The organism is Okeania sp. SIO2B3, from assembly GCF_010672525.1.
Taxonomy (GTDB): domain Bacteria; phylum Cyanobacteriota; class Cyanobacteriia; order Cyanobacteriales; family Microcoleaceae; genus Okeania.
The window spans coordinates 57,035-73,912 of the sequence record NZ_JAAHGH010000002.1; the positions used below are offsets into that span (position 1 = coordinate 57,035).

Genomic DNA, 16,878 nt, shown 5'->3' on the forward strand with positions numbered 1-16,878 from the left:
AGGAGTAAGGAGCAACGTCCCTACGGAGTAAGAAAGGAAATGAAAATGCATAAATTTTTAAATTCGTATTCATGCTTCACATATTTTAGTTGAGGAAGTAATGAATACGATTACTGTATAACCGGATTTTATATTAACGCTGAAGACCAGCGGCGCGGGTATGTGGCTCTAACTGCTGCACGCGAGCCATATATTGCAGCGTAACAGCTTTACGCAGGGCAAGAGCCCGGAGGTAGACCTGTTCAGCTAATGTCCTTTCATTATTAAAGAGTTCAAGGTTTTTTTGGATAAAAACTTTTTTCGGTGTGCTAGCAATCTGCAAGGAGGATTGAATACCGTTTTTCAACAGAGCTGTGGCTAGATCGTCTCGACCAGGTGGAACAACCCGCAGCATCCGTTGGTAAGCTTTCAGTTGCTTAATTAACTTCTCTTTCTCATCTTTTGTGAGATTAGGCCATTTATATTTTTCGATATTTGAGGCGTGCAACAAATCTGCTGTGCGCAAGTCTATCTCTTCGTTCTCTTTCAGAAAGGCATTAAGCGTTTCGAGATTGATTTGAGTTAGTTTTGGCTGTGATTCAACACTTTGTTTGGCCATAGTCAAATTGATTAACTTTTAACCTTAGTGATTTGTACTTTAAAATCAATATAGCATTTCTAAATGAACTCACGGAGTGATTGTGAATTTTTTGTCACATTTAAAATAGCAGAATAATTTTTTGTGCAAATTTATACACATTATTACTATAACCAAGATCATATCAACTAAATATTCCCCAGCCATGACCCACAACTCACAATTGCATATTTTTCAAGGGAGTCATATCTTTTAAGCCCTTACTCCACAATACTTTTGAGGCGCTTGTCACCCCGTAAGCCTTTTCCCTCCTCCCAATTCCCTTTTTACCGAAAATTTGGGTCTAAAGCCTCGCCCTTCTAGGGCGACTTTTTAGTTGATTTTATTTCTATAAATATGTTATCATACTATATAGTTTAAATAGGAATTATGAAAGCTAGATTTAAGTATCGCATATATCCAACACCGGGACAAAAATACCGATTAGCCAAGCTATTTGGTTGTGTTCGTGTGGTTTGGAATGATAGTCTAGCTTGTTGTCAAGAAAAGTATCAATTAGGAGAGAAAAAACCCACTAACTCCGAGCTACAAAAACAGTTTATCACTCAATCGAAAAACACTGAAGACAGAGAATGGTTATCAGAAGTTTCTGCTATACCATTGCAGCAATCTTTAAATGATTTAAATCAGGCTTATCAAAATTTTTTCAAATCAACTAAAGGTCAGAGAAAAGGTAGACCTATTAAACCTCCTAAATTTAAAAGTAGAAAGTCAAAGCAAACTGCTAGGTTTACAAAGGGAGGGTTTAAAGTTGGTCAACATAAAGTCTATTTAGCCAAAATTGGGAAGCTGAAAATTGTATGGTCAAGAGAATTACCTACTGCTCCATCATCAGTAACAGTAATCAAAGATTCAGCTCATAGATATTTCTTGAGTTTTGTAGTAGAAATACAACCAGAAGTCTTACCTAAAACTGATAATTCAGTAGGTATAGATTTAGGTATTAAAACTTTTGCTACATTTAGCGATGGTACAAAGGTTGATGCTCCTAAGCCACTCAAAAAACGAATTAAGAAGTTAAGAAAGTTAAGCAAGTCATTATCTCATAAAAATAAAGGATCTAAAAGGTATGAAAAAGCACGGTTTAGAGTGGCTAAGTTCCATGGAAAACTGAAAGATACTAGGACTGATTTTCTACATAAATTATCTACTAAAATAATTCGTGAAAACCAAACAGTTGTTTTAGAAGATTTGAATGTATCTGGTATGGTAAAAAACCGCAAATTATCCAGAGCTATATCCGATTTAGGTTGGCGACAATTTAGAACCTTCTTAGAAGGAAAAGCTGAGAAATACGGTCGTGATTTTAGAGTAATTAGCCGTTGGGAACCTACAACTCAAGTTTGCTCAAATTGTGGCTTTAAAGGTGGGAAGCTAGACCTTCAGGTGCGAGAATGGGAGTGTCTCAACTGTGGTGCAAAACATGATAGAGACGAGAATGCAGCGATAAACATATTAGTCGCGGGCGGGCAGTCCGAGACAAAAAACGGACGTGGAGGCAAGTGTAAGACTACCGCCTACGGTAGCAGCAGCCTGTGAGACGTCAACCCACCGAAGAGCTAAGGCTCGGTAGGAATCCCCGCGCCTTTAGGCCGGGGAGGATGTCAACGGATATTTTTATACAACTCAAATAAGACTACTATAGCTATACAAAAATAGAAAATTAGAAGGGGGATTTTTTATTAAAGCTTTTCATAATGTTACCAAACTTTTAACCCCCAATCTTATAGCGCTTTTGATATAGATAGACTACAGTTAGTACGGGCAACCCAAAAGCATTTTTCTACTCCCTACTGGAGTGGCACACCTAAAACTGTGTAATAGATTTTTGTTTCTAGGTGTTTTTATCTCCCTATCTCCCCTACTCCCCTACTCCCTCTTTTGCAATATTAAAAATTTACCGAAAAGCCTATCTATAATGAAAAATATTCTATATTTTGAGAAAAAATTAGTGACTACTACACCTCTAAACCCTACTTCAACTCAACAACCAGATACCCTTGGCAGATTTGGCCAGTTTGGCGGTAAATATGTCCCTGAAACATTAATGCCAGCCCTATTTGAACTAGAAGCGGCCTACAAAAAATACAGTCAAGAACCCGCTTTTCAGAAAGAACTCCAACAACTTCTGCGAGACTATGTAGGTCGTCCTAGTCCTCTTTATTTTGCCGAACGTCTCACAACTCATTATGCCAGACCTGATGGCACTGGTCCACAAATTTACCTCAAACGGGAAGACCTCAACCATACTGGTGCGCACAAAATTAACAATGCTCTAGCTCAAGCTCTATTAGCTCTGAAAATGGGTAAAAAACGTGTCATTGCCGAAACAGGTGCTGGTCAACATGGTGTTGCCACTGCCACAGTTTGCGCTCGGTTCGGACTGGAATGTATCATCTATATGGGCGTTCACGATATGGAACGTCAATCTCTCAATGTATTCAGAATGCGACTAATGGGAGCAGAGGTACGACCAGTGGAAGCTGGCACCGGCACTCTGAAAGATGCAACATCAGAAGCTATTCGAGATTGGGTGACAAACGTGGAGACTACCCACTATATTCTTGGTTCCGTTGCAGGACCTCACCCATACCCGATGATGGTACGAGACTTTCATGCTGTTATCGGTCAAGAAACCCGCACTCAATGTTTGGAAAAGTGGGGCGGTTTGCCTGACATTTTGATTGCTTGCGTTGGTGGTGGTTCTAATGCAATGGGTTTATTCCATGAGTTTATGAATGAGTCGTCAGTCCGAATGATCGGTGTAGAAGCTGGTGGTGAGGGAGTTGAGACTAATAAACACGCTGCTACTCTGACTCTTGGTCGTGTTGGTGTGTTGCATGGAGCTATGAGTTATTTGTTACAGGATCAGGAAGGTCAGATAATTGAACCCCATTCTATTAGCGCAGGTTTAGATTATCCTGGTGTTGGACCCGAACATAGTTTTTTGAAGGATAGCGGTAGAGCTGAATATTATAGTGTGACTGATAATGAGGCAGTAGCTGCTTTTCAACGTTTGTCTCAGTTGGAGGGTATTATTCCAGCACTGGAAACTGCTCATGCGATCGCTTATTTGGAAACTCTTTGTCCGCAGTTAAGCGGTAGTCCCCGTATTGTGTTCAACTGTTCTGGACGTGGGGATAAGGATGTGCAGACAGTGGCGAAGTTTTTGGAGGGATAACGAAGTCAGAAGTCAGAAGTTATTTTTGTAAGATTTGAGCAAGCCTCCAAAAATATTTTGCCTTAGAGGTTGTCTGAGAAGTCCCATTTGCTAAATCCAAGCCCCCTAAATCCCCCAAAGTTGGGGGGCTAGGGGGCAAAATTCAGTATCAAAAAACTTTTCAGATATCCGAATTTCTCTACAATAATTTCAGAAAAAGCTTATGTAATTCCAGATATATCTGGTGTATATAAATGTAGGCATCAGCTATAAAATTAGAGAATACATTTGACTATAAGCTAATGAATAAATATTTAAAACAAATTTTCTGGAGTCTGGCAATATTGTTGAGTAGTTGTAATTATCAACAAGTCATTAAAAATTTGCCAGAAATGCCAGAAATTCAAAATTCTAGACAAACTCCTGTCTATAGAGCAAATGCAGCAGTTCCATTAAATATTAATGAGTTAGAAAAATCTGTATTTGCCCAAATAAATCAATATCGACAATCTAAAAATTTACCAGTTCTCTACTGGAATAGCACTATTGCTCAACAATCTAGAATTCATGCTGAACAAATGGCTAATGGACAAACAACTTTTAGCCATGATGGTTTTAAGGAAAGAGTAAAAGTAATTAGTCAACAAATTCCTTACAAAAGTGCTGCTGAAAACATAGCTAATAATATGGGTTATAGTAATCCTGGAGAAAAAGCTGTGGAAGGTTGGATCAAGAGTCCTGGTCATCATAAGAATATGGTAGGTGACTATAATTTAAGTGGTATTGGTATTGCTCAAAATTCTGAAGGAACATATTTCTTTAATCAAATTTTTATTAAAACTAGATAGCAAACGTTTGACTATTAAGTTGAAATAATTCAGATTATTTGATTAGTAATTAGACTATTATGAGCATAATTTTTATTGCTATTTCGAGCTGACAAAAATTGACAATCTTTTAAAGGAAACTGAAGCTTAGGAAATTTATCGGCAGTTAATAGGTGAAAGTTATCAAGATAGTAATAGTCATAGGACTTACACAAATCAACTTTTAAAACGCTGTATGTAGGGGCGAATGGCATTGGCTAACGCCAAGCTCCGCTTTACATGTCGCGGAGCGTTAACGGAGTTATACGACAGCAAAACGCCCTCTCTGTATGTAGATTCTCTGCGTAAATCCTGACATTATTAATCTTAGGATGATAACCCAGAAGAAGCAGCTATTCAACTTTCAAAACACTATAAAGTAAGGATTTAGAACAGCTAATTTATCTGCTTAACCATAATTTTTCCAGCTAAAAATTAGAGTATCAAGTATCTAAATAAGTGAATACTTAAAGGCTCAGTATAAATAATGAATATTACATTATTGGTGAAATTATGGTTACAGGTTTAGATGAAATTTATTAATACGAAAAGGTGCGCTAATAACGCACCTCGATTAACATCAACTTGCTTTTACTAACTGTTTTTTCTCAGAAGATACCAGAGGCGCACTTAAAGCTTCTTCCAGTTCAGCACGACCTAATTTTTCTTCTAAAATATTCATTACTTCACGACCAAAATCATTAGAATTTCTTTGCCAAGCTTCTAAACAAACTTCTCCGAAAAATGCACCTAAAGGTTCTGGGTTCCATAATAACTTTCTCGCAGTCCAAGGCATTAAACTCATGGGGTCATATCCTGGTTTGAGAACTTCATTTTTCAGGGCATAATCTTCTAAATGAGTGTGAGGTTGTAACCCAATAAAAAAGATAGCAGGTTCAACTTTTTCTGCTCCAAAAATTTTCTCTAATTCTCGATGATAAGCAATAGTTTGTCGAATCGTTTCGTAGGTTTCATCTATTACATTAAATGAGTAATTAACCGAAACTAAATCATTAAAACCAGCAGCTTTTAAATCTCGACAATTTTCCAATACTACCCGCAAGTTATAACCCATTCGCATTTTGCGGACGAGTTCCTGGGAACCACTGGTAATGCCAATTTCAAAATAATTCATCCCTGTCTTTGCCATGAGGTCGCACAACTCGGGAGTTAAATTATCAGCACGAATATATGCCGCCCAGTGAATATCATCCATACCTGCATCAAGGATTTTTTGCAATAATTCAACTGCATCATCCATAAACTTACGAGCAGGAATAAACTGAGCATCAGTAAACCAGAAATTACGAATACCGCGCTCGTATAGTTGCTTCATTTCTGCAACTACTTCATCCGCAGGGTTGATCCGGACTTGTTTACCTTCAATAACTGTATAAACACAGTAACAACAGTTATGAGGACAACCACGTTTAGTTTGTACCCCTATATAGAAGTCTTGGTCTTGTAAGTAGTATACAAATTCTGGCCAGATACTATTAATATAGTCGTAGTTACAGGCAGTTTTTTCAACAGGAGCAGGTTTTTCGTGAATTAAGCGATCGCGTGGTGATGTTTCTCCTACTACATAACATCGTTGATCGTTAAAATCTTCTTCTCGAAGCAGTCTTTCTAACAATACCTCTCCTTCTCCCACAGATACAATAGTACCAGTGGGTAGACTACGACCCAATTGTTCGTAAAATACACTTACCGCTCCACCACCGACTACTGCACGAGTTTCAGGTCGATAATTTCTCGCCCTCTTGAGACCCTGTTTTATTAATCCTATATTGCGCCAGAGTTCTGTATAATAGGAAACAGCTAACCGCAAACCTCCTATTGCACCTCTAAATTTAATCAGAGGGTTTTTCGCATAGTAAAACTCGAAAGCATTTTGCAGAGGGTTTCCTCCACGACCTCCTACAGGTGCATATATCTGAATATCTCGCCAGGAAAAGACTAATAGATTTGGCTTAAATTCATCAATACAATTATTTAGAGCTGTTTTATAGTCCAAAGGAGGTACTGTCCCAAGGTCAAATATTCGTTGTTCTACTTCTGGTAAGTACTTGTGGACATGATCTGCTAGATAAACAACTCCGATGGGAAAAATGGGATTACAAGGAAGACGAACGTAAAGAACTTTATTTTCCATAATCAATTTCTATTATCACATATATAACTTTTTGTAAGTATTTTTTTGAAGAAAGATCACAAAGATGGTGGACTTATTTAATTTTAGTATTTATTTTCTTAAAATTTTGATACACAATCTTAATAATCGTAAAATATAGGTGTTGCTGATTTTAAGTATGAAATTTATAATAATGTAAGTTTTAATACAAAAATTCAAGGGTGCAAATCATCACCTAATTTCCCTAAAACCGATACCCGACTATACAGAGCTACATTCATTCCCATGTATAAGAAGCTTCAATCAAACAAAAAGCTGAAAATTTGGAATAATCTTAAGATTTTATTCAGATTTATATGGGCCATGTGATGCTAATATTGTTAGTCAGTATTCAAGATTACAACTGATTGGGATCGGTTGATGTTAACTTGTAGATATAACTAAAACTTGTTTAAAGTAAAAACTTTTCAATAGACTATGACACAAATTCTTGATCCCTTACCATCTAACAGTTCAAATCAAATTCTTTGCTGCTACGTTAATGCAACAAGTCAAATCCAAATTGCGAGAATTAGTAATATACCAAATTGGTATTTTGAGAGGGTTGTATTTCCAGGACAGCGTTTAGTTTTTGAATCTGTTATGGGCGCTTCTATGGAAATTCATACAGGTATGATGGCAAGTTCTATATTATCTGATACAGTACCATGCGATCGCCTCCAAATAAATGAAGGTCCTTATTCTTCTATATCTCAGACTGAAAATACTACAGCAAAGTTATTTACTTTACCTCAAAGACGGAAAACCCCTTCAAAACCAGCAGCAGTTTTGAGTGCAGTAGATTAATTGAATTTAACTTTCCTGGCGGGAAGTCCCGCGCTTTATCTATTGATTACAGCGCCGTATGGGAGAGCCAGAACATGGTATACTGAGGGAGACAGGGGGAGGACATCACCTCTGTATAAACTGCAACTCCGCGTGCGAGTTGAAGAATCTCGCGTTGTCGCTCAAGCGCAACGTCGGGAGTATGTCAATAGTGTCGAGGATATACCAACTGAGTGATAATTATTCCATCATAAAAAAGTTGACATCCTAGATAATTAATACTCCTAAACAATGCAGGAATTTTGTGTTCTTGTATTCAATGGGGATGTTAAAGAGGGAATGGGTTTATACCTGTTTCCTCTAAAGTTTTTAATGGACAAATAATCAACCTTTTAAACTAAATATATTTAGTAAGATTTAGTAATAACAAATGTCTCAAAATCAAGATTCAGAAACTTTTATATTTAGAATTTCTCCTCTGATTAAAATAACTCTTTTAAGTTTGTATGTGGCATTGACTATACCTCTACCTTTTCTCTCTCAAGCCACAAATTCGCCGCTACCTCCTATGATTTTAGGAGTGGGACTAGCGCTAGGAGCAGTAGCATTATATGCAGCTTTAACAGAACGAGTAATTATTGATGATGAGGGAATTAAGGTATCTTATCCAGTCTGGGTGCCAGACCTGTTTCGCAAAGGTTGGTATTTGCCTTGGACAGAAATAAAAGCTCTCAAACCTCGGACTACAGGTCAGGGCGGTCTAGTATATTACTTTGTCAGTAATTCTGAAAAGGGTTATTTGTTGCCCATGCGAATAGTGGGTTTTGCCAAGTTGGTTAGAATAGTTGAGGCCAAGACAGGTATAGATACAACTGATGTATGTCCCTTATCACAGCCTTGGATGTATTTGATTTTATTCGGTTGTACGATATTGTTACTATTAGTAGATGCTTGGACTATTTCTAACGCGATCGCTATTTCCTCTTGAAGAAGGAAGAAGGAAGAAGGAAGACGGAAGAAGCAAGAAGGCAGAAGCAAGAAGGCAGAAGGCAGAAGACAGAAGGCAGAAGGCAGAGGTAAGAAGCGAAGGACTAAAAAAGTCTATGGAGATAGTATTCTACATAGAAGAAGGAAGAAGGCTAATTAACGAAGAACGGAATTTTTGTTTCTAGGTATCTTTATCAAAATAATTGGGTCGTGCAACCCCCGCCTTTTAAGGCGAAATATTTTTGGAGAGTTGCTCAAAACCCCGTGACAAAAATAACTTCTGACTCTCTTGGTGCGCGTTCCCTTGCGTCTGTCGCCGACGCGGGGTCGCACCGCTTCTGACTTCTGAATTATGACTTCGTTAACACCCCATCACCCGATCAGTGTGGGGTATTAAACTCATAAAGAATAAAGATCAAAAATGGGACAGCAGCAGAGTCAACTATATTTAGACCGAGTAAGTTTGACCGCTCCAGTTAGCTCTCAGTATTTACTGAAAGATATTTCTCTTGCTGTAGAAAAAGGTGCTAGGGTGGCGATGGTAGGTACTTCTGGAGCAGGTAAAACATCTCTACTGCGATTATTAAATCGACTAAATTCCCCCACTTCTGGTTCTATATATTTAGATAACCAGGACTATAGCAAGATTCCTGTTACTCAACTACGACAACAAGTGACAATGGTATTACAGGAGTCAAAACTTTTAGGAATGTCTGTAGCAGAAGCGATCGCTTATCCTTTAAAACTCAGAGGAATAAGGCCACCTGAAATTCAGCAAAGATGCAAATATTGGATAGAGCAGTTGCACATTCCTGAAAATTGGTTATCCAGGTCAGAATTACAACTTTCAGTGGGGCAAAAACAGTTAGTAGCGATCGCTCGTGGTGTTGTAATTCAACCTAAAATTCTATTATTGGATGAACCGACCTCATCTCTAGATGTTGGTACAGCAGATCGAGTTATAGAAGTCTTGAAAACATTAACACAGAGTGGGGTAACGGTTATTATGGTTAACCATCAAATAGATTTAGCTCAACAGTTTTGTACACAATTATTACATTTAGAGCAAGGAGAATTAATTGAAGACTCTCCTAGTAGTAAAGTTGATTGGGTTAATTTACGCCATAGTATTATTCAGGCACAAAGACAAATACAAGAAGCTGAAGAATGGAGCTAGTTTAATATGAGGCAGGTGCAACTTTTTGAGGTTGTCTGTAGTTCTGATAATTCTGTTCCCATTTATTCATAGTTAAGATTTCTCGATTAAATCTATAACCTACATTCCTAACTGTTTGAATTAGACTAGGTTGGCGAGGGTCAATTTCTATTTTTTTCCGTAGAGATAGTACATGGGTGTCTATGGTACGAGGATTATCTATAGAGTCTGGCCATGCTCTGTGTAGTAACTCTGAGCGAGTTAGAGGTATTCCCCCTGATTGAGCTAAGACATAAAGGAGACTAAATTCTTGTGGAGTTAAATCAATCAAACTGCCTTTCAAGCTCACTCTACGATGTACTAAATCAATAATCAAGTCACCATAATCTAGACTTATAGGTGGACTACAACTAATACTCCTCTGACGACGTAGTAGTGCTTCTACTCTGGCCATAAATTCTTGCATACCAAAGGGTTTGGTGAGATAGTCATCTGCTCCAGATTTTAATCCTGCAACGATATCTGCTTCAGTTGTTTGTGAGGATAGCATAAAAATTAATGACTGTTGCTGTTGCTGAACCCACTGACAAAATTCTAGACTATTTCCATCCGGTAGGTCAGCTTCCATAATTACTAGATTTGGGCAATGACTATTTATTAATTTTTTGGCATGATGAATATTCGCTGACTGATGTACCGAGTGGTTTGTTTGCTGCAAATGCCAACCAAGCAGCGATCGCAAACGCGGATTTCCTTCTACAATTAGAATACAAGCAGCTCCCACTTAATTTCTACTGACTTTCCCTATAATTAGCTACTACTAAGCTAACATAAAGTCTAGTAAGAGTTTTGTAACATAGGTCACTGCTTAGATATTTTCTCCAAAAGAGGCAGTAGGCAGTAGGCAGTAGGCAGTAGGGGAAAAGAATTGATAGTTTATGTCCGATAATTGATTGGATTTTTTATTATCACGCCTATGTCTAATAGACATCTCCTCCATGCATAGGGAGTAGGCAGTAGGTAGTAGGGGGGAAAGAATTGATAATTTATGTCCGATAATTGATTGGATTTTTTATTATGATGTATTTCGATTTTTTTCCATCTCCCCATCTCCCCATCTCCCCATCTCCCCGACCATTTAAATCTATATCAACTGTGTTCCAGGGAAAATTTTCCTTAATTCCTGATATTTTGCACAACCAAAATCAAAGTGGTGTAGTGTATTCAAAATTTCACTATATCACATATTTTATCTTTCTTCCAACTCAAGATTTTTGAATTTCTTTTGAAAATTACCGGAAAGTACAATAAATCTATTGTAGAAATAAGATGGACTGGTAATCAATAGATTTATCAGTCTACTAGAGAGTTGAGAGGGTTGAGGAAATTGTTTTAAAATAAAAGCAGCAAAAAGAATAGTCAAAAAAATGTTCAACTATAAGTGTTCCTGTAATGTGTAATACCAACTTTATAGTTAATTAACACTAATCTAAAAACAAACACTCTTTAGTTGCATTAAAAATAAAATTACATTAACCTAAAGACTAGGTTTTAACTGAAAATATAACCATTAATTCTGAGAATAAAAAGGTCATGTTAACCGACGCTCTAACAATTCGCCACTATCAAAAACTCACTGACGCCCTCGTCGAAATGTGGAACCGTGGTTACCGCTATGAGGAGATGCGTATATATTTAGATGGCTACCTAGCATCTTTAAGAATCTCCAAAGCGATCGAACCATTTTTAATTAATAGATTGGAGGAAGAAACAACTCGCTACATATACGACCCTTCAAATTTTGAAATGCCAGCATTACAAACTGAAACTGAAGTAGATTATTACTAAATTACAGTAGTTGGAATGTAAAAATGAAGGGTATTGAATAACGCCCTTCATTCTTTTTTTAAATAGTTTTAGATTGACAAATGCAGATTCTCTAAGAGGCTAAAGCAACTGCTACCTTTTGCTCTAGTTGTTCTTTATTGTTATTGAACATTTCAATTATCACATCAGAGCCACCGATAAATTCGCCACTAATGTAAACCTGGGGAATTGTTGGCCAGTTAGAATAATCCTTAATTCCTTGACGAATTTCTGGATCTCCTAACACATCAAAAGTTTCATAGGTAGCTCCTAAAATATTCAATATTTGTACAACATTGTTAGAGAAACCACACTGAGGCATCATTTTAGTACCCTTCATAAAAACCATAATTTTATTCTGAGTAACTAAGTCATCAATTTTTGCTTTCAATTCTGGAGTTAGAGTCATGGCTATTTCCTCAAATAGGTAGATGGTCATCTAAGCATTCAGCATTTAGCTGATACCAACCTATGGCTGATATCTTTGAACTAAATAGCCGAGTGCTTTTTGATTTATAGATACTATTAACTTGCCTGATATATTGGGGCAAATTATCAGAGTTAATCAATTATGGCTAATATAACCAAATAATCCTGTCTGCCTTGTAACTCAAAAGCAAAAATTAAGAAGTTTGTCCCGCAGCTTCCCACTCTTGAGGAGTATAAGTTTTTAGAGCCAAAGCATGGATAGCTTCAGAAGCCATAGGTTCTTGTACAGCAGCATAAACCATTTGATGTTGTTTAACTCGAGTTTTTCCTTCAAACTGAGACGAAACAACAGTCGCTTGTAAGTGGTCACCACCTCCGGTTAAATCTTGGACTTGTACTTGAGCATCTGGCAACTCAGCTTTAATCATTAATTCAACTTCTTCTAGATTCATTGTTCTTTCCCTGTAAAGTTACTGTTATTCTACATAATTAAAATTAACTATTCGAGAGGGTTTGGGGGAGCGATAAGTCCCGCTCCATAATCTACGATTTAGAGTCGGGATACATGGACTTTCCCAAGCTGCTTTGATCCGGTCAACCCCGGTAAAATCAGCAATTACCGGACTTATTTTTTTGTGGTAAAATTGCTTGTATGTTGATTTTGAACTACACTTATAGAATTAGAGGTCAGCGCCGGGAATGTCACGAGACTGGGATGAGTTAGGAGGTTGGTCCTCTCCAGAGGATCTAGGATAGGGAATATCAACAAATCCTAATTCTAGTAATTGTTGGTAGGCTTTTTTTCCTAGATCCCGAGTAGGTTGCTGAGAACTGATAATTTGAACAAGTAATGGTACTGCTAATTCAGGTTGGTTTTGCGCCCGGTGGACTAAAGCTAATTGATAAGTGGCCTGGTCTCTCATTTGAGCAGTGTCCAATGCTTTGGTACGTTGGTCATCTGCCAGACGATTATCAATACCAGAAAAACTAGCAGCTAATTGACTATAGAAATTAGAAAGTTGATTAAATATTTGACGAGCTTCTTGAAGTTTTTGACTAGCTAAATCATAATTCTCTGAGGCAATGGCATTATCAGCTTCGGTCATTAAACGTTGTCCTCCCTGAAGACTGAGAAGACTGTTTTGTTCATTTAAAGGACGAACATTTTCGGGTTGTGTGGGTTGTATTGGAATTGGAGAAGAAGGAAGGTTTTCTGGGTCTGTGGAGTTTTCTGGTGGAACTTGAATTGGAATTTCTTGCTGTGCGGAATTTTCAGATTGAGCATTTAGTGGTTGTTGTAAAAGAATGAAAGCTGCCATAATTGAGAGAGTAAAGCCGAATTTGGAGCGAATTAAAGGAATAGGTTGAGTAAATATCATAATTATTTAGTGGGTTCGTATAAATAAAAAACTATCATAAATGTTGAAAGAGGACTGCCGTTATAGTCCCGATATTTAACGGTGAAATTGTCAATTTTGAGATATACTATGAATTTTTCAAAAATATATGGTTTTGAAGAGGGTTGTATGTTTTAGATTTTAGGTTAATTTTTCTATCTTATAAATAGAGAATTAAAAAGTGTTTCGGTCTGGAAATGCTGTTTGCGGAGCATTCCGGTACGGAAAATGCTGATAGTTAGTTAAACTCTAATCAATTGTGGACACCGCAGGTAACGATAATATATTGTTATCTTTTCCTTTATGGATTTAATACCTCAACTTCTACACAGTGTCTACAAGTTTTTTGGGTTTTATCCACTTTTCCCTTCTTCCTTCTTCCCTCTCTCCTAGATAACTAAAGCCTTTTTTTCTTCTTCCTTCTTGCTTCTCTCCTAGATAACTAAAGCCTTTTTTTCTTCTTCCTTCTTGCTTCTCTCCTAGATAACTAAAGCCTTCTTCCTTCTTCCTTCTTGCTTCTCTCCTAGATAACTAAAGCCTTCTTCCTTCTTCCTTCTTGCTTCTCTCCTAGATAACTAAAGCCTTCTTCCTTCTTCCTTCTTCCTTCTTCCTTCTTCAAAAGAATGGTGGTAGTTGCCATAATTTGGGTTGAAATTCTGTTAAGGAATTAAGAATTTGATGGGCGGAATAAAATAAGGTTTTATCCATATCAGGATCGGGTACAACTATTACGGACATTCCTGCTGCTAAGGCAGCTTCCATTCCTGCTAAAGAGTCTTCAAATACTAAACAATTTTGGGGAGAAACATCTAATTTTTTGGCAGCTATTAAGAAAATATCTGGTGCTGGTTTTCCATGTTTAAGATTAGGGTCATCTCCTACAACAATATGATTAAATACTTGGAACCATTCTTGATGATTTTTTGTTTTTAAATTAAATGGTTCTTTGGAAGAACTGGTAGCTACAGCTTGAGGTATTTTATTTTGATATAAATGTTGGGTAAGATGAACTGCACCTGGCATTGGTTTTGCTTCAGGAAAGCGTTGATATGTGAGGGTATTTCTTTGTTGAAGATAATTTTCGGGAGTGACTGGTAGTTCTAATAATTCTACAATTGCTTTGGCAGAATCAATTGATTTCCTACCAGTAATTTTACACTTAGTTTGTTTGTCGAATTTTTTGCCATAACGACTGGTAATTTCTGAATTTACCTGAGCATGAATTGATTCTGTATCTAGTAGTAAACCGTCTAAGTCATAAATAACATGAGTGATTTTTGGGAATTTATTCATCGGTTTTTTATAGTTATAATTAATTTGTTATACCGTTTTTACGAGTTTTCGCTATAGATACTTAGGGTATTTTTAGTAGTAAGTAATCAGGAGAAATAAAATCTATCCTTTTAGTAAGATAGATATTAAAACAATTTATACCAAATTCATTAAGAAGTTGTATATAATAATATTTTAATTGTACGCTCTTTATCAAGAGCAGTTCTATTTTAATTAGGGCTTGCTGAATAAAGTCTTTTGGTAGGGGTAGGAGACAGGAGACAACCCACCCCTAACCCCTCCCAACCCACCCCTAGCCCCTCCCAGGAGGGGAGGGGAAGACAGGAGAAAAAGGAATGAGCGAGGAGGTAGGAGTAACAATTGTAAGAATGATTTTTATGCCCAACTATGCACCTAAAATACGCTCCTTTTTGAGCGTGAATAGCTGAAAATCAGGCACTTTTTTCGATCCAAAAAAGGCTACAACCTTTATCTGTAAATACTTTTAGATTTAATCAGCAAGCCCTAATTATCTTAATTATTAAAAGTGGTTGATTTCTTCTCAATCAGTCATAATTAATTGTGATAATCACTTGATTTTGTAATTTTGAAAAATCAATCTAAGATCATATAGCAGAAAAACTATTCTATTATTTTATTTCTCCGATTTACTACCTGTTAATAACTAAATTTATTGACTTATATCCAGGGTGGTTTTCATGTTTAAAATTGAGAGAAAAATTCATTAGTAATAAATTGTTAATATTACAAAAATATCATAGTTTTATATTTTTTTTGTTTAATAAACCGCCATCTATATAGCAATCCTAAATAGGTTGTGACAAATCAAAAAGTAGATAAAAAAACTGAAACTCTTACCTATTGCCTTTTGCCTGTTGCCTAAAAGTTGTAAGATTTTTATACACAAGTAAAATAGGATTGCTATAGGATGTTTACAATTGGTTGGAGTTTGAGTCCCCATCCACTTTTTCCTTTTTATTTCTTTCTTCTTCCTTCTTCCTTTTTCCTTCTTCAAGGATTATCTGAGTAAAGTGTTTTAAATCTGGAGTTTTAAAACCAACAACTTTAGCTTGGTCATCCCAAATTCTTAGTTTTACTGCATCTTTTGCATAGGGTTGATGAATAAATTGAGCAGCAGTATCAGAAGAAAATATTCCTCCTTGTAATTCTAAACTTTGTTGAGAAGCTGGTGATAAACTTGAAAAATAGTTAGGTTTTGTTGCGCAAAGATAACGTTTTGCTTCAACATGAAGACGAATTGGTTCTATTACAGCTTCTCCAAATAAATGTTTTAAATATTTGATACTACGATATTCGTGATGGTCGTTAATACCTTTGTTTGCAGCATCTTCTCCTAAGTCGTGAATTAGATGTCCTAAGTCGTGAAATAAGCAAGCGACAATTAGTTCATTATTGGCTTTTGCTGTTTCTGCTAAAGTAGCACATTGGAGAGCGTGTTCTAGTTGACTAATAGATTCTTGATTATATTGAATATGACCTTTTGAGGAAAGAATTGAAATGATTGTTTTTATATCAGGTTTCATTTTCATTTTGAGAGTAGGTTTAATAATTAATAATTAATAATTACCTCTCCTTGAAAAGAAGAGGATTGACTCAAAGGAACATTTTTTCTTCTCTTGGTCTATTGGGTATGGTTAGGAAACCTCGCCATCTCTCGACCGTTTGTTTCTCCTTTAAAGGAGAGGCTTTAAAGCTTAATTGTTCGGTAAAAAGATATAAGATATTTTGGTTTAATACCGATAATCGTTACAAACATTGCTGGACTATTATTATTACTTAATAACTGAAAGTTTTTATGAAGTATAGCATTATTTTTGGCGATTGGTATAATTAGTTCTTAGGGGTTAATTAAAACAGATTTACTGTTTACTTTATAATTCTAGTAAATGAATATTTTACCGTTATTTTATGGTGTTTTTTTGAGGTTATCTATTTCAGTGAAATGAGGGCTGTTTTAACCATTAACTAAATTTTTTTACTAGGGTCATTTCAGTTATCAGTTATCAGTTATCAGTACCTCTGCAATAAGGAAGCTTGAGATCAGGAATATTCTATTTTTTTATCCCCTTAAAAGGGGAGGCTTTAGACCAGGATTTTTCGGTAAAAA

The 16,878-nt window shown here is 36.4% G+C and carries 17 protein-coding genes; 8 read left to right on the top strand and 9 right to left on the bottom strand.

Annotated elements, in window-relative coordinates; translation table 11 throughout:
• Positions 1-133: 133 nt before the first annotated feature.
• Complete coding sequence (locus F6K15_RS01440) at positions 134-598, bottom strand: hypothetical protein (protein ID WP_293056184.1); 465 nt, start codon at positions 596-598, stop codon at positions 134-136.
• A gap of 408 nt (positions 599-1,006) precedes the next feature.
• Between F6K15_RS01440 and F6K15_RS01445 the strand changes: the two genes are divergently transcribed.
• From F6K15_RS01445 to F6K15_RS01455, 3 genes are all read left to right on the top strand, one after another.
• On the top strand, positions 1,007-2,176 hold the full coding sequence (locus tag F6K15_RS01445; protein WP_293056186.1) for an RNA-guided endonuclease TnpB family protein: 1,170 nt from the start codon (positions 1,007-1,009) through the stop codon (positions 2,174-2,176).
• A gap of 412 nt (positions 2,177-2,588) precedes the next feature.
• A complete protein-coding gene (gene trpB, locus F6K15_RS01450) occupies positions 2,589-3,818 on the top strand; it encodes a tryptophan synthase subunit beta (protein WP_293057118.1) in 1,230 nt (409 codons plus the stop codon).
• Between the two features lie 281 nt (positions 3,819-4,099).
• On the top strand, positions 4,100-4,645 hold the full coding sequence (locus F6K15_RS01455) for a CAP domain-containing protein (protein WP_293056188.1): 546 nt from the start codon (positions 4,100-4,102) through the stop codon (positions 4,643-4,645).
• Positions 4,646-5,243: 598 nt separating this feature from the next.
• Here F6K15_RS01455 and F6K15_RS01460 read toward each other — a convergent pair.
• Positions 5,244-6,818, bottom strand: a complete 1,575-nt coding sequence (locus F6K15_RS01460; RefSeq protein WP_293056190.1) for a photosystem II high light acclimation radical SAM protein — start codon at positions 6,816-6,818, stop codon at positions 5,244-5,246.
• Positions 6,819-7,274: 456 nt separating this feature from the next.
• On the opposite strand from F6K15_RS01460, the gene F6K15_RS01465 reads away from it, so the two are divergent.
• The 4 genes from F6K15_RS01465 to F6K15_RS01480 all read left to right on the top strand — a co-directional run bounded on the left by F6K15_RS01465 (position 7,275) and on the right by F6K15_RS01480 (position 9,786).
• On the top strand, positions 7,275-7,643 hold the full coding sequence (locus tag F6K15_RS01465) for a DUF1830 domain-containing protein (RefSeq protein WP_293056193.1): 369 nt from the start codon (positions 7,275-7,277) through the stop codon (positions 7,641-7,643).
• A gap of 409 nt (positions 7,644-8,052) precedes the next feature.
• Positions 8,053-8,610, top strand: a complete 558-nt coding sequence (locus F6K15_RS01470) for a hypothetical protein (protein WP_293056195.1) — start codon at positions 8,053-8,055, stop codon at positions 8,608-8,610.
• The gene (locus F6K15_RS01475; RefSeq protein WP_293056197.1) at positions 8,570-8,794 is read left to right on the top strand and encodes a hypothetical protein; all 225 of its coding nucleotides are present in this window, start codon (positions 8,570-8,572) and stop codon (positions 8,792-8,794) included. Before F6K15_RS01470 ends, F6K15_RS01475 begins: the two co-directional genes overlap by 41 nt.
• A 236-nt stretch (positions 8,795-9,030) precedes the next feature.
• Entirely contained in the window at positions 9,031-9,786 is a 756-nt protein-coding gene (locus F6K15_RS01480) for an ATP-binding cassette domain-containing protein (RefSeq protein ID WP_293056199.1), read from the top strand.
• Between the two features lies 1 nt (position 9,787).
• On the opposite strand, the gene F6K15_RS01485 is transcribed toward F6K15_RS01480, so the two are convergent.
• Together F6K15_RS01485 and F6K15_RS01490 are read right to left on the bottom strand one after the other, a co-directional pair.
• On the bottom strand, positions 9,788-10,549 hold the full coding sequence (locus tag F6K15_RS01485) for a response regulator transcription factor (protein WP_293056201.1): 762 nt from the start codon (positions 10,547-10,549) through the stop codon (positions 9,788-9,790).
• Between the two features lie 262 nt (positions 10,550-10,811).
• Positions 10,812-10,964, bottom strand: a complete 153-nt coding sequence (locus tag F6K15_RS01490; RefSeq protein ID WP_293056204.1) for a hypothetical protein — start codon at positions 10,962-10,964, stop codon at positions 10,812-10,814.
• Positions 10,965-11,358: 394 nt separating this feature from the next.
• Here F6K15_RS01490 and F6K15_RS01495 point away from each other — a divergent pair, with 394 nt between their 5' ends.
• Complete coding sequence (locus F6K15_RS01495) at positions 11,359-11,613, top strand: DUF6761 family protein (protein WP_124146783.1); 255 nt, start codon at positions 11,359-11,361, stop codon at positions 11,611-11,613.
• A 91-nt stretch (positions 11,614-11,704) separates the two neighbouring features.
• On the opposite strand, the gene grxD is transcribed toward F6K15_RS01495, so the two are convergent.
• The 5 genes from grxD to F6K15_RS01520 form a co-directional block, all read right to left on the bottom strand.
• Positions 11,705-12,040: a Grx4 family monothiol glutaredoxin gene (grxD, locus tag F6K15_RS01500; protein ID WP_293057121.1), complete on the bottom strand. Its 336-nt coding sequence runs from the start codon at positions 12,038-12,040 to the stop codon at positions 11,705-11,707.
• Positions 12,041-12,254: 214 nt separating this feature from the next.
• Positions 12,255-12,512 (bottom strand): BolA family protein, encoded by a 258-nt coding sequence (locus F6K15_RS01505; RefSeq protein WP_293056207.1) that lies wholly within the window; start codon positions 12,510-12,512, stop codon positions 12,255-12,257.
• 228 nt (positions 12,513-12,740) lie between these two features.
• Complete coding sequence (locus F6K15_RS01510) at positions 12,741-13,439, bottom strand: hypothetical protein (protein ID WP_293056209.1); 699 nt, start codon at positions 13,437-13,439, stop codon at positions 12,741-12,743.
• Positions 13,440-14,072: 633 nt separating this feature from the next.
• Positions 14,073-14,750 (bottom strand): HAD-IA family hydrolase, encoded by a 678-nt coding sequence (locus F6K15_RS01515; protein ID WP_293056211.1) that lies wholly within the window; start codon positions 14,748-14,750, stop codon positions 14,073-14,075.
• Between the two features lie 932 nt (positions 14,751-15,682).
• On the bottom strand, positions 15,683-16,300 hold the full coding sequence (locus tag F6K15_RS01520) for a phosphonate degradation HD-domain oxygenase (protein WP_293056213.1): 618 nt from the start codon (positions 16,298-16,300) through the stop codon (positions 15,683-15,685).
• Positions 16,301-16,878 lie beyond the last annotated feature (578 nt).

What these genes read in the sequence shown, in the direction of transcription:
- F6K15_RS01440 (WP_293056184.1), bottom strand. Translation starts at nt 598, where the DNA reads ATGGCCAAACAAAGTGTTGAATCACAGCCAAAACTAACTCAAATCAAT.
- F6K15_RS01445 (WP_293056186.1), top strand. Translation starts at nt 1,007, where the DNA reads ATGAAAGCTAGATTTAAGTATCGCATATATCCAACACCGGGACAAAAA.
- F6K15_RS01455 (WP_293056188.1), top strand. Translation starts at nt 4,100, where the DNA reads ATGAATAAATATTTAAAACAAATTTTCTGGAGTCTGGCAATATTGTTG.
- F6K15_RS01460 (WP_293056190.1), bottom strand. Translation starts at nt 6,818, where the DNA reads ATGGAAAATAAAGTTCTTTACGTTCGTCTTCCTTGTAATCCCATTTTT.
- F6K15_RS01465 (WP_293056193.1), top strand. Translation starts at nt 7,275, where the DNA reads ATGACACAAATTCTTGATCCCTTACCATCTAACAGTTCAAATCAAATT.
- F6K15_RS01470 (WP_293056195.1), top strand. Translation starts at nt 8,053, where the DNA reads ATGTCTCAAAATCAAGATTCAGAAACTTTTATATTTAGAATTTCTCCT.
- F6K15_RS01475 (WP_293056197.1), top strand. Translation starts at nt 8,570, where the DNA reads ATGCTTGGACTATTTCTAACGCGATCGCTATTTCCTCTTGAAGAAGGA.
- F6K15_RS01480 (WP_293056199.1), top strand. Translation starts at nt 9,031, where the DNA reads ATGGGACAGCAGCAGAGTCAACTATATTTAGACCGAGTAAGTTTGACC.
- F6K15_RS01495 (WP_124146783.1), top strand. Translation starts at nt 11,359, where the DNA reads ATGTTAACCGACGCTCTAACAATTCGCCACTATCAAAAACTCACTGAC.
- grxD (WP_293057121.1), bottom strand. Translation starts at nt 12,040, where the DNA reads ATGACTCTAACTCCAGAATTGAAAGCAAAAATTGATGACTTAGTTACT.
- F6K15_RS01505 (WP_293056207.1), bottom strand. Translation starts at nt 12,512, where the DNA reads ATGAATCTAGAAGAAGTTGAATTAATGATTAAAGCTGAGTTGCCAGAT.
- F6K15_RS01510 (WP_293056209.1), bottom strand. Translation starts at nt 13,439, where the DNA reads ATGATATTTACTCAACCTATTCCTTTAATTCGCTCCAAATTCGGCTTT.
- F6K15_RS01515 (WP_293056211.1), bottom strand. Translation starts at nt 14,750, where the DNA reads ATGAATAAATTCCCAAAAATCACTCATGTTATTTATGACTTAGACGGT.
- F6K15_RS01520 (WP_293056213.1), bottom strand. Translation starts at nt 16,300, where the DNA reads ATGAAAATGAAACCTGATATAAAAACAATCATTTCAATTCTTTCCTCA.